This window comes from Empedobacter stercoris, assembly GCF_020281205.1.
Taxonomy (GTDB): Bacteria; Bacteroidota; Bacteroidia; order Flavobacteriales; family Weeksellaceae; genus Empedobacter; species Empedobacter stercoris.
This window is the reverse complement of the sequence record NZ_JACXZC010000043.1, coordinates 1-14,238: the sequence shown is the minus strand read 5'-3', so window position 1 is coordinate 14,238 and position 14,238 is coordinate 1. Positions and strand designations below refer to the sequence as shown.

The 14,238-nt window shown below is 27.9% G+C and carries 8 protein-coding genes; 5 read left to right on the top strand and 3 right to left on the bottom strand.

From position 1 onward, the window contains the following. Positions 1-965: 965 nt before the first annotated feature. From IF125_RS13655 to IF125_RS13635, 5 genes are all read left to right on the top strand, one after another. Entirely contained in the window at positions 966-1,460 is a 495-nt protein-coding gene (locus IF125_RS13655; protein WP_225542859.1) for a RodZ family helix-turn-helix domain-containing protein, read from the top strand. 80 nt (positions 1,461-1,540) lie between these two features. Further along, the gene (locus IF125_RS13650) at positions 1,541-1,975 is read left to right on the top strand and encodes a T6SS immunity protein Tdi1 domain-containing protein (RefSeq protein ID WP_225542858.1); all 435 of its coding nucleotides are present in this window, start codon (positions 1,541-1,543) and stop codon (positions 1,973-1,975) included. Between the two features lie 633 nt (positions 1,976-2,608). Next, positions 2,609-6,019 carry a hypothetical protein gene (locus tag IF125_RS13645; RefSeq protein WP_225542857.1) on the top strand — a complete coding sequence of 1,137 codons (3,411 nt, stop codon included), beginning with the start codon at positions 2,609-2,611 and terminating at the stop codon, positions 6,017-6,019. Further along, a complete protein-coding gene (locus IF125_RS13640) occupies positions 6,012-6,458 on the top strand; it encodes a response regulator (protein WP_225542856.1) in 447 nt (148 codons plus the stop codon). The genes IF125_RS13645 and IF125_RS13640 overlap by 8 nt, the downstream gene beginning before the upstream one ends. Further along, complete coding sequence (locus tag IF125_RS13635) at positions 6,458-7,576, top strand: response regulator (protein WP_225542855.1); 1,119 nt, start codon at positions 6,458-6,460, stop codon at positions 7,574-7,576. The genes IF125_RS13640 and IF125_RS13635 overlap by 1 nt, the downstream gene beginning before the upstream one ends. An 860-nt stretch (positions 7,577-8,436) precedes the next feature. Here IF125_RS13635 and IF125_RS13630 read toward each other — a convergent pair. From IF125_RS13630 to IF125_RS13620, 3 genes are read right to left on the bottom strand one after another with little or no spacing between them, the layout of a single operon-like run. Beyond that, positions 8,437-11,271, bottom strand: coding sequence for a type I restriction endonuclease subunit R (locus tag IF125_RS13630; RefSeq protein ID WP_225542854.1), 2,835 nt, complete (start codon positions 11,269-11,271; stop codon positions 8,437-8,439). Positions 11,272-11,283: 12 nt separating this feature from the next. Continuing rightward, positions 11,284-12,450, bottom strand: a complete 1,167-nt coding sequence (locus IF125_RS13625; protein WP_225542853.1) for a restriction endonuclease subunit S — start codon at positions 12,448-12,450, stop codon at positions 11,284-11,286. 3 nt (positions 12,451-12,453) lie between these two features. Next, complete coding sequence (locus IF125_RS13620; protein WP_225542852.1) at positions 12,454-14,040, bottom strand: type I restriction-modification system subunit M; 1,587 nt, start codon at positions 14,038-14,040, stop codon at positions 12,454-12,456. Between the last annotated feature and the right edge of the window lie 198 nt (positions 14,041-14,238).

Here is a 14,238-nt window from a genome sequence, read left to right as displayed (position 1 = left end):
AAACAAAAAAAGATGCCGACAGTAGTCTCTCAATGATTCAACTAAATAAATTATTTCCATAAAGTTGGCAACTCGCTCCACTCAAACACTCCAACTTTTTTATTCCAATAATTTAGAGTTGAATTACATTTCGATTCTAAATCGTCGGATTTTTAATTCCCGTTTCTATACTCAAATCCACTTTTAAACAACAGATTTTGTCATTCTTAGCCTGTCGAAGAATCTCGTTCTTAATCTCGTTCTTAATCTTAAATACATACTACATTGTACTTTTTACATCGTACAACTCTAAAATCTCAATTCTCATATCTAACATCTAATCTGTACTTTTTACATAATACAACAAACAAAAAAGGTAGCAGAGCCCAATAAATTTGGAAAATGGCAATAAAGGGTTTACTTTTAATGTGCGAAAAAAAGAGTATAACCTTGCAGTCAAAGTCTCCTTACTGAGGCTCTGATAGAGAGCATGTAAAGAAAGGATAGCCCTTTGCTTTACGTTCCGTTAAATGTTATTAAAACGGAGTATTGTTCTTTAAAAGAATGGAAAAAACAAACAGACTTTGTCTGGTGGTTTTTTACGGATGAATGAAAATTGTTTCGTTCTCATTTTGTGTTGGGTTTTATGGAACGATGTTTCTCGTGTATGAAGAAATACTTGCAAAAAAAGCAAGGCGGCTTCACACTTTAGACTCAAGGGCGACCAAACCCATCTTAAAAACTCGAAAGTTTAAAAGTTACCTCTAAAGCATACGTGAAAACCGCCCATGCCATATACGAAAGTACAAAACTTTTTAGACATGGAGCGATTCCACGACAGTCTCGAGGTAAAATTGGTCGTTTTGAGCCGAGAACCCATCGTAAGTAATTTGTCTTTATAGACTAATTATCAATTCGCTATAACAAATATAATACTTTTTTAATTAAATGCAAATTATTTTCTAATTAAAAACCTATAGACATTAATGAATAGTAGTGGTTCTAAATATAGAGAGCAAATAGGAGCTAAGTTAAGATCTCATCGTTTGAAACTTTTTTTATCTATTGATGACATTATTCTTATGACTGAAATTTCAAAGAGTTCAGTTTTAAAAGTTGAAAAAGGAATTGCAAAAGACATTGATTTATATATTGAATATGCAAAAGCTGTTCAGTACCCATTAGAAACATTATTAGACTTTAAAATTCCTCTTAAACCCCTAAATGAATTACCTAGAGATAGAATAGAATCTTTAAAATTGACATCAAAAATTAGGGAGCATATAGTAAATACTAATTTTCTTAATAAAGGTAAAACTGTTGCTGAAATAAAAGAGGAGTTAGTTCGGTTGAAATTAGTGCCAAATAATATAACTTCTGTTGCTATTGCTGGTGTTATGAGGAACTTAAAAAACGATGAGTTGGTCAATTCAGAAGAAACAACTGGTAGAAAGGCTATTTATATAAAGCCTAAGAACTAATTTTAATATCATAATGAGTTTGAAGCTAGTATATTCAATTTTGTTATTAGTATGTTAGCTTTATTTTTTTACTTCACTATATGCTTGAAATTATTAACAATAAATGGGAATGGCTAAATATTAAATTTATTAAAATCATTGATGAAAATGACTTTGGTAATTTAATTTTATTAAATAATGATAAATCTATTTGGAGAATTTGTCCTGAAGAATTACAATGTGAAAAAATTTCTGAAAGTCTAGAAGAGTTTCTAGAAATTCAAAAAACTGAGGAATTTATCGAAGATTGGAATCTTAATTTTTTAAAAACTGATGCAATAAGAAAATTTGGTGAACTAAGTGAAAATGAGAAATTCACGCTTATAAAACCTGCTGTGTTAGGTGGTAAATATGAATTAGAGAATATTATAAAACTATCTTTTAATAAATTAATTGAATTTTCTTCAGATTTAGCATTTCAAATTAAAGATTTACAAGATGGTCAAAAAATAACTTTTAATATAAATTACTCATAATATCTAAGCTTCTTTATTCTATAAAATAATATATTGTAAAACTATTAAGAATAAGTATTTATGATTTAATAGAACCAACTAATTAGGAAAATGAAAAATCTAATACTTATGAGGAGTTCATAAAAAAAGTAAAAGATATTAAGTAATTAAAAACGTTTTGTTTAAAAACAATATACTAAATTAGTAGTGTTAGCTTTTAGGTAAGTTTAATGTTATTAATAGTACTCTGGAGTTAATTTTAGGTTTGTCTAACTCCAGAGTATTTTTTAATATGTAAATACATCAGATTTAATATAACAAAGGGTTCTATATAGAGCTCTTTGTTTATTTACACAATAATGGTTATAAATTAGATTAATTTATATATTTGTTATATAAACGGAACTAAAGCTATAATAGTTTCGTAAAAAATAATGATGTGACGCAATTCTCCGCTATGCTACGAATCGCGTCACATCGGTTGACGGATTACTCCGATAATGTACACATTTCATCGCTATCGCTCCGAACTGCGTACATCATCGAATTTGCTAAATAAAAAATACACGCAACTTCGTTGCTATATTTTTTACTGTCGCAAATCCGTCAACCGCTATGCAAAATGCTAATCAACAAACTATAAAGAAACATTGAATGGAATATAAAAAAATTGTTAGATCAATTTTGAGCAATCGTAATTTAACCGTTGCAAATCAAATTAATCAAATCAAATTAAATATAAATGCTGGGGAATATAAAGGTGCATTAAAGTTACATCCTTTTTTTTATAGAACATTAACATCAAATCCATTTTTTAAAAGCACAGAAGATATACACTTAAAAGAACCATATTCATTTACTAGAGACTTTAAAAAAGAGTTTAAATGGATTACTAATATTTTAGAAAATCATTATGACGAAATCAATTCATTTTTAGCATTAAAAAATAATTTTGAAAACCATATAATTTTAGATGAATTTGATAAAGCTAAAGAAGTTATTAGAGATGTTGAATATGCATTTGGAATAAGTTTATGGAGTATCGAAGCAAATTTAATCATTGAAGAAAAAGTTAGTGGTTCAGAATCAAACTGGGATTTACTTACGCAATACTTAAATGAAATTAATAACTCTATTTATGAGTTCTCTATAAATTCTAGTAGTAAAAGGATTGAATTAAAATTATCTTATGAAAGTTTTTTAAATCAATTTCAAAATGATATTAATTCAATTAACGCCGACGGTATTATTGAAGATTTTTTTGTTTTTAAAAACTTTAACATTGTAAATTACGAGTATAAATACTCTGATTTAGCAAGTGTTATCTATGTGTCTAATATCTTTTCTGTAATAGATCAATACCTGATACTAATTGATGTCATTCTTTACAACATTTCTAAAACTCAGCAATACGATAAACTATTTCTTACTTTTATAAAAAGTGCAATTAATAAAATTTCTAACGACTTTAGACTTACTAATGTTTACAATATTATAAATGATAAAAAAGGAATCATTTTATTAAAAAATAACGATGATATTATTGAATGTTTAAATCTATATTATTCTGGAGATTTTGAAAAGGCTTTAGAAAAAGCTGAGTTTGGAATTTTACAACATCCTACTGAATACGAATTTTATCAAGTCTATTGTAAATCATTAATTAATTTAAACCTTAGTTTTAAATCATTTGAATCTGTTGAAACAATAAATAATATTTTATTAGACACTTACAATTTATTAACATTTAAAAAAGATGGTGAAGAAAGTTGGAATAAACAACTTAAAACCTCACTTGTTTTAATGAATACAAATTTTGGTAAGCAAATTTTCGGGTTACTCGCTGAAATTGAAGATGTGGATGACAGGAATTATATAATAGGCATACTATCATCGTCTTATACTTCTCAAAACAATATTTATTTAAGTGATAAACGTAGTTCAATTGTTGAAAATTTTAATTTATTGTCACATAATCAATGCTTCAAAATTCAATATTATAAAAATGGATTGGACACTCATTTTGAAAGTAATATTTCAAATTCAAATATGCAAAGCGTAATAATTGAAGCTATTAGAAATTACAAATTAGAAAATTATGATAAAGTTATAAGCATTCTTAATCATCAAATAGATTTAGATTGTAATTCATATTATTATGAAAGAAAAATACACCTTTTATATTATTCCTTATTAAATTTAAAATTATTAAAAGAGTCTTTAGAATTATTTGGAAATATATTTTTTGATAAATTTATAATTACCAGAAAAATAAATCATTATAAATTATACAATGAAATCTACAATAGTCAAATTAAAGATAATTTTGTTGATTTAATTGAATATCCAATTTTATATTCTCTTATTGTAAAGGAATATGATTTATATGAAGCATATGATGATTTTATGTGCTCTTTTGATATTTTTTCAATTGAAGATTTAGAAATTAATAGTTTTTTAGAAATACATTCATTAGAAAAAACAATTTATTTTTTAAATAATGTTGTAACAATAGATACTCTAAAATACTCAACTGAGTATTTGTCAATTAATGATGTTGAAGAGGATAGGATAAAAATATTAAACATATTGATCTCTATAGATCCTACAAATAAAATAAATTATGAGAGCGAAATAAATGAAATTTATAGAATTAATTCGGTAAGAAAAGTTTTAAAAGAAGTTGATCAAGGAAGGCTTTACATAGATGTTACAAGTTTAAAAGAAGTTCAAAGCAAAAAATTTAAAGATGATTTTAAAAGATTTAAAGAAATAGAAACTTTATCATCTACTAAAGCACTTCTAGGATTTAATACATCAAATACACGAAACTGGGAAAAAGCATTGACTGAAAAAAATGAAATTGATGAAAAATATAATAGTGCTGATTATTTAGCTTTTAAAAATATATATCTTGAATCTAGAGAAAATTTTCTCTTTAGTAAAGAGTATGGCTTAGATAGTTGTTTAAGTACAAGAATTAGACACGGTGCATTAAAAAACCATATTAGAAGTGTTTTCGAAAAATTAGATTTAGTTACCTCAAAATTAAAAGACAAATATAGAGACAATGAAAAGTGGGCAAATCAACTTGCCGGAGTTCCTGAAACAAACAATAACGTTCAATTTTTATTAAAACACTTTTCAAAGGAAATTGATGATTATACAACTTTCATTGTAGAAAATCTAATTCAAATACAAACTGAAAAAACAGTTGACAAATCAAATGGAATATTCAAATTTTTTACTAATGATAGTACCTTATTCAACTATTATACACAAAATAAATTATCATTTGATTCTACTGAAAGTATAATTGACATGCTTTTGACAAACTTAGTGAATCATACTCTAATTGAACTACAAGAAGAGATTGATAGAGTTTTTTCTAATACTATTCCAGATAAATTTGAGAAAATAATAAATACTACTATTGAACAATTAAGAGAATTAAATCTTCCCGTAGATTGCCAACTTATTCCTAATCTAATTAAATCTAGTACTGAAATTCAAAATGAATTGGACGAGATTTTAAATTGGTTTTATTTAAACACTACAAGTAGTTCAACATTGTTGAGTATTGAAACTGTTATTGATGCAAGTATTGAGCTCACAAATAAGATTAATCCAAACCATAAAATAAGCCCAATAATTGATCTAAAATGTGAACCATTTGGAGTTTATAGTAGCTTAATATTTGTATTTAATATTTTATTCAACAATATTATCCAACATTCAAAATTAACTTCCGATAAAGTCAATATTAAAATTCAAATTGATTCACTTGAAGACAAATATTTAACAATAAGATTTGTAAATAGCATTAACGAAAAATTTGATTATACGGATAATAAAATTAAATTACAGAAAATAAAAGATAATTGGAATAATCACGATAACATAGATCGCTCTAATAAAGAAGGAGAAAGTGGATTTGACAAGATTAAAAGAATTTTAATCTATGAGACTTTTTCAAAAACAGATAGGTTTGAATTTGAGATTGAAAAAGATCAGATTTCTATTCAATTATTTTTCCCATTCTTAAAGTACAATAAAAATGAATAATATTTTAATCATTGAAGATGATAAGGTTAAGATTGAAAGATTGATAACTTATTTTTCTTCTGAAAAGATTACTATTAAAGAATCTTTTCAAAGTGGATTATCTGAAATTAAAAATAATAAAGATGCGTATGATTTTCTAATTTTAGATATGACAATACCACTATGGGAAAAAGGTAACAATGATTTAGGGGGAAATTATGAGCAATTCGGTGGTGAAAAAATTTTACGAGAAATGAAGCGTAGAAAATTATTTCTCCCTACAATACTTTTTACAATGTTTGATATATTTCCTACTAAAGAAGGAAATATAACTTTTAATGAAGTTAATTCTATTTTCAAAAAGGATTTTTCTGATTTTTATTTAGGAGCTGTTTTCTATAATTCAAATGAAGATAATTGGCAGATTGAAATGTCAAATTTAATATCAGAAATTAAATAATGAACCACATTAATATTTTAATTGTAGATGACGACAAGAATAAAATATCATCTATTATAAAAACAATTAAAGAAGTTTTTAGTGAAACACTATCAATAAGTCAGGCAATTTGTGTCCAAGAAGCAATAGAAAATCTTAAATTAAAAGAATTTCATCTACTAATTACAGATTTGCAGATGCCCTTAAAATTTGATGATCACAATGTAGATGATAATGGTGGAAAATCACTTATTAAATCACTTTACAGAAAAAAGAATAACATTAATGTTCCAATGTACATCGTAGGATTAACACAATTTGAAGAATTAAAGAATGCGTATGAAGGTGTATGGAAAATTTGGCATTATGATTCAAGTTCTGAAATTTGGAAAATTAATTTAAGAGATTTAATTCATCACATAAGCTTAGTAAAAAGTAGGGTTATGGCTAGTAAAATTGAAACAGTTTTTGTTGAAGGCCCAACTGATAAAAAAATCTTAGAATGTGGTATTAAATATTATTATGAAGAATATCTAGATAAGGTATTTATTGATACAATAAATTATGGAGGTGGTGTTGATTGGGTTGAGAGACAGTTATTTATTTGGGCAAAATCGTTGACAACAAAAGATAAAGCAAATGTTTATTTAAAAGCAGTTGGTCTTTTTGATGATGATAATGCTGGCAATTTAGGCATTCAAAGTATTAGAAAACAAATTGATTCAGCTTCTGCTGAGTTTAAAACATTTTCCATTATTAAAAGTAGTTATAAATACTCTGTATTTCTAAAAACCATAAAAAATAAAGGAATTACATTTCCAACTACAATTGAAGACTTAATGTCTATTGAATGCTGGAAATCGGCAAAAGAAAATGGTTGGTTAGAGGATAGGGACTTGAGTAAAATTACGATTGACACCTCTATTCTTAATTTAGAAATTGAACATTTAACAATTGAAGTTTTGAAAGAAAATAATTTTTCTGATGATGAAATTTTACAAATTACCAGTAAAGTAAAAGACGATAATAAAAAACAATTCGCTAATTGCGTTTGTGAACAAAATAGAGATGCTTTTGTCTCAATAAATTATCTATTAAAAGATATTTTTGAAAAATTAAAAATTAGCACAATCGCATAACATTGATAACTATTATACAACTCTAATTTTAGGCACAAAAACACAAAATAGTATAAATAATAACCTCTTTAGAAGCAATTTTAGGGAGGTTTTTCGTTTTTGCGGGAAACCGTAGTTTATTGTGAGATGGTTGTTGTATGTTTGGAATAATATTACGAAATATAGATATAGCTGATTTTTTTACAAAACTAAAGCTATAGTTGTTTAGTGAAAAAACAATGTTATGGGAAAGCTTAAAATAACACCTTAAAAATGGACCTTTTACCAAAGTTTTTAAAAGATATCATTGATAATTTTAATTTAGAGCAAGTTGTTTTATGGATTAAAGAGATATTTATATTCTTATTTAAACCTCAAAAATTTGTCACATTATTTTACCAACAGTCAATTAAAAAACAGATAAATCAATTAATATTTTATACAGGGTTGAATGTTAAAAAAGACTTCCGATTTTAGTTGTAATTACTTTGATAAATATACCAAATTGAAAGGAACTCACAACATTGCTAAACTTCAAGATGAGATCGAGCAAATTGCTGATATTCTTTTCGCCATTTATAAAGTAAAGAAACTTTTATACCAAGCTCTCACGCTAGCTCTGATAAATTACTTCTATCATTACTTAATTCTACTGCTCTTATTTTAAAAGCGGTATCATAGAATTTTCATCCTTGTTTCATGTGATAAATTTAAGATTTTAGTCTTAACTTCAACTGATCGCTAAGTTAGTATATCCAATATTTTAATTAACTACGATTGGAAAACATTCCGAAATCTAAATTAATGTAGATAATGTAAAAAATGTACGTTTTAAAAAAACCTCATCAGATTATTTTGATGAGGTTTTTTGTTTATTTTTTTTATCTCAAAAATCTATCAGCAAAGTAATTTACTTTATATATTAATCGTTCGCCTATTGTTCTACGCTCTCTAAACGATGGTTTTTCTTTCAAGGTTTCAACCAATTCATTGTTTGTGGGGAATCTCCCTGAAAACATATAAGATTCCATTGCTTCTTCTAATCTATTTTCGTTGATATTTTCTTCCTCTACAAGGTATTTGAACTCTTTTACCTTCTCTGTGTTAATAAAATCGCTAAACGCTTCTGTAACGTCTTCATTTTGTTCTAAGATTGGCAGTTGCTCAATTATAAACTTTTCTATTAAATCTCGTTTATTTCTTAAAACAGGGTCATTATCAACCATTGATAAAATTTCTGACTGACGTTTTTTCTTGGTTTCTGTTTCAATTTCTTCTTCTTCTAAGTTGGCTAACAAACGTAAAATATAATCTACGTTTACAATATCCTTATGAATCAACTCTAAATGAAAATCAACTTCGTTTAAAATTGAATCTTTATTTGGTTGATTTTCTGCTTCACGTTTTAAATCTTGGTACTTAGAACTGTAGTTATTAAACGCTTGTTCATCTATAACTAAATCTGCAAAGTTAAAATCTGCATAGGTATCCATACGGTTTTTTAACCTCAATAATTCTCTAAACGCTTTTACAAACTGTAATTTTTGAGTTTCAGAATAAAAATCATCAACGCTTTGGTACGTTGGAGCAATTACTAAAAGTGTTGCTACTGCTTCATTAAATTGGTCAATATAATCTTCTAAAGGTGGTACAATAATAACTTCTTTAGCTTCTCTATTAGAAAACAATTCAATTGCATCATCAGTTGCTTTTTTAAGGTTTCTAAAAACAACAATTTGCCCGTAGGGTTTATTCTCTCCTTTTAATCGGTTTGTACGTGAATAAGCCTGAATTAAGCCATGATATTTTAAATTCTTATCAACATACAAGGTATTTAAGTTTGGCGAATCAAAACCCGTTAAAAACATATTTACAACAAATAAAATATCAATTTCTTTTTCTCTTACTCGTTTTGCTACGTTCTTGTAATAATCGTTAAACGATTTGCTGTCTTTTGTTGAATAGCTTGTACCAAATTCCTTATTGTATTCTTCTATGTATTTATCTAAAACATCTCTTGTATGAATATCAACTTTTGCATTGCTGAAGTCTAAATTTTCTTCAGGAATTTCTCCTGATTTATCTTCATTGGCATCTTCATTGGCTGTATAACTAAAGATGGTTGCAATTTTTAAATTATGTTTTCCTTCGTTTTTTAGCTTTCTGAATAAATCAAAATATTTAATTAATGTTTTGGTATTGCTAATGCAAAACATCGCTGTAAAGCCTTTGTTTTTTGCTTTAGTGTCGTGGTTGTTTATAATGTAATTGGCTATTTTCTCAATACGTTCATCACTTTCAAAAAGTTCTTTGGTATCAATAGCTTCTACTTCAATATCTAAATTGTTTTTAGATGTTTCTTTGTATTTATATCTTCCAACATATTCTATAGCAAAAGGCAATACATTATTATCATTGATTGCATCGGTAATAACGTAATCGTGTAAGCGTTCGCCAAATAAATCGGTTGTTAATTTCTTAACTCCGTTTTTAGATTGTGCGTTTTTTTCTAAAATTGGTGTTCCCGTAAAACCAAACATTTGATGATTTTTAAAGAACTGAACAATTCTTTTATGTGTTTCTCCGAATTGTGAACGGTGGCATTCATCAAAAATAAAAACCACTTTCTTATCCGCTAAATCGTTCATTACTTTCGTATGCTTTTCTTTGCTGATAGCGGTGTTTAATTTCTGAATGGTGGTTACAATTAGTTTAGTATTTACATCGGCAAATTGTTGTACTAATTTCCTAGTATTATCTGTAGAATCTACAGAACCAGGACTAAACTCGTTAAATTCTCTTGATGTTTGATAATCTAAATCGGTTCTATCTACACAAAAAACAACCTTATCTACCTTTGGTAGTTTAGATAAAATTTGACTTGCTTTAAATGAAGTCAGCGTTTTCCCTGAACCCGTTGTATGCCATATATAACCGTTGGTAGTGCTGTTTTTTACTTTATCAATTATTTTTTCTACCGCATAATATTGGTACGGACGTAAAACCATTATTTGTTTATTGCCTTCGTGTAAAACAATGTAACGCGTTATCATTTTACTAACGTGGCATTTATCTAAAAATGTATTGGTAAAATCTTCTAAATCAGAAATACGTTTGTTTTTCTCGTCTGTCCAATAGAACGTAAATTTAAAATCTTGTTCTTTGCTGTAGGTGTAATATTTTGTATTTGTTCCGTTGCTTATCACATACAATTGCACATACTGAAACAACCCTAAGCCAGCACCGTAACTATGTTTATGATACCTCAACACTTGGTTAAAGGCTTCTTTAATTTCTAAACCACGTTTTTTTAATTCGATTTGTACCAATGGCAAACCGTTGATTAAAATTGTAACATCGTAACGGTTTTCGTACTTGCCGTGCATGGTTACTTGGTGAGTTACTTGGTATTCGTTTTGACACCAATGCTCTAAGTTTAAGAAATCGACATAAACGGTTTCGTTTTCATCGTTTTTAAACGAAAACTTATCTCGTAAAACCTTTGCTTTATCAAACGGATTTAATGCTTTGGTTAAATGATTTAAGATTTGCTTAAATTCTGAATCTGAGTATGTAGTATGATTAAACTTTTCTAGTTGTTTTTTTAGGTTGACAACTAAATCATCTTCGTTAGTAATGGTTACACGCTCGTAACCATTGCTAACCAATTGTTGAATCATTTTATTTTCTAGTGCTTGTTCTGATTGGGTAGTCATAAGTTGTATTATTTACACAAACATTTGTTGTAACAATCCTTTTTTATACGTTTCGGTTTTAGTTATTTGGTTTTCTACGGCTTCTATTTGCACATCTATTGCCGATAAAAATTCAGCGATTTTGTTTTGTTCTGCTATTGATGGAATTGTAATAATTAATTTTGATAAATCTTTTTTTTGAATATTCGGAAGACCTGAGCCAACTCTTAACCTCATTGTTTTGGGTTCTATAAACTTAAGGTATTGATATAAGTATATATCATTAATATTACTTGCTAAATCATCTAAAGCATAACAATGACCTCCTAACCAAAAATCTTCGGTGATATAACTCGTAAATCCACATGAATTTCCTCCCTCACTAATTGTAATAACACTACCTTTTCTATTGAATGTATCTGTAAATCCCGAATGTGAAATTCCTCCATTTAATACTTTATAATTTCCTCCTTCAATAAAATGCTCTTTATTCAGCTGCTGACCTTTATTAATCTTCGCTACCTCTCCCAACGTTTTCTCTTCCCATTCAGGGAAATTGTTTCCGTTATCGTCTTTAAAGCGTAATTGTTGCGAAAACAATTGTTGCATTACGCCTTTTTTGTAAAGGTTTAGTTTTTCTTTCTTTTGGTTTAAAACATCTAGCTGTTTATCTACTGCTCCCAAAAAATTAGCGATTTTGGTTTGTTCTTTTAGGGTTGGGATATTTAGCCTTAATGAAGAATATTCTTCAGAATTAATTCCAGGTTGACCTGACCTCATTGACATTACCTTAACCCATTTATCATAAGATGATAATTTACTTTGATAAAATATAAATTTGAAATTATTAATAGGATTTAATCGGAATCTAATTAAGAATCCTGCAAAATATAATCTACCATCATTTTTATCATATAAATATGATTTTCCTGTACTATTTCCAGTTCTTGCAAATAGTAAATCTCCTTCATTTAATAAATAATCATCTGAAAATTTTTCAGGACTTGTAATACCTTTAGATATAAATTTATTTGTATTCTCATCTATATCGGTTATTCTCAAATAACCATTGTTACCATCGTAATCTTTAGCTGAAGAATTTAATCCATATTTAGGTTTCATAGAAATTTCCCCTAAACTTATATGTTTCCAATCCTCTCTAAACTCAGGAAATCTCAATTTTGGTTGTAAATTTTCCATTGCTTAAAAAGGTGTATTAATGTTTAGTTGTTTACAAAAATCTGTAATGGTTTGTTGGTTGGCTTGTAAATCTATATCCAACTGTTTTATATCTTCTGCAATGGCATTGATATCAATGGCTTCTTCTTCCTCAAACGTATCTACATAACGAGGTATGTTTAAGTTGTAATCGTTACTGCGTACCTCATCAAGCGTTGCTAAGTACGAAAACTTATCAACCGTTGTTCTGTTTTTGTATGTTTCTACAATCGAATTAATATGCTCGGGCAATAAAACGTTTTGGTTGCCTTGTTTTTCAAAACCTTTGCTTGCATCTATAAACAAAATATTTTCGCTGTCTTTTCGGCATTTTTTTAATACCAAAATACAAGTGGCTATACCTGTACCAAAAAATATATTGGCTGGCAAACCAATTACGGCATCAATAGCGTTTAATTCTTCAATAAAATGTTTACGGATTTTTTCTTCTGTACTTCCTCTAAACAAAACGCCATGTGGTAAAACGGTTGCCATAGTTCCGTTATCAGCTAAATGATGAAACATATGTTGCACAAAGGCAAAATCTGCTTTTCCTTTTGGTGCTAATGCTCCGAACTGCGAAAAACGTTCGTCGTCCATAAACAAAGGATTGGCACTCCAATTGGCAGAAAATGGTGGGTTGGCAACAATGGCTTCAAATTGTTGTTCTGCGTGCTGAGGTCGCTCTAAGGTATCATCATTTTTAATATCAAATTTTAAATACGATACATCGTGCAAAATCATGTTCATTCGAGCCAAGTTGTACGTTGTTCTGTTCATTTCTTGCCCGTAAAACTGCCCAACCTCATCTACTTGTTTCGCTACACGCAAAAGCAAAGAACCCGAACCACAGGTTGGGTCGTAAACCGATTTTAGTTTGGTTTTATCGGCAGTTACAATTTTAGCTAAAATGGTAGAAACTTGTTGAGGTGTATAAAATTCGCCTGCTTTTTGTCCTGCACCTTCGGCAAATTTACCAATCAAATATTCGTACGCATCGCCTAAAACATCAGATTCTGTATTGGCTAAATCAAAATCAATTTCGTTTAAGGCATTCATTATTTTAGATATGGTTTGGTTACGCTCTAATGGTGTTTTACCAATCTTTTGCGAATTTAAATCAATATCATAAAATAAGTTATCAAAATCATCTTGCGATTCTGTTCCAAGTGTAGAACGTTCTATATTACGCAAAACTTTTTCTAAATCTTCTAAGATAAAAACATCAATGCTTTCTTCATTTTCATCTTCTGCTTTTGCATTTCCTTTTTTAGCTAAAGACGAAAACAATTCAGAAGGTTTTAAGAAATAACCAACCTTTTCTACTAAAATTGCTTTTAGTTCTTCTAAATCAGCATCGCCTTGCGTTGTTCCTTCTTCTATATCAAAATAGGTAATTCCATCAGGTGCTAAAACTTCATTTACTTCTGTTAGTATTTTTTCTGAAAGGTATTTGTAAAAAATAAATCCCAAGATATAATCTTGAAATTGATTCGCATTCATTTTACCACGTAGTATATTAGCAATATCCCATAGCTTGCCTTCTAGGATTCGTTTTTGTTCTTCTGACATTGTATTGTTGTTATTATTGCCTAAAGGTATTGTTTTTAAGAATTAAATGAAAAAAGAAAAAAGTAATTTTTAACTTATATAAAAAGATTATGATTTATAGCTAGTCTAAATTCATATCATTTTGTAATCTTCCCCTTGTTAAGAACACTTAAAAGTAGAGTTTTTATTTAATATTATTGTATTATTATTTTGATTAAT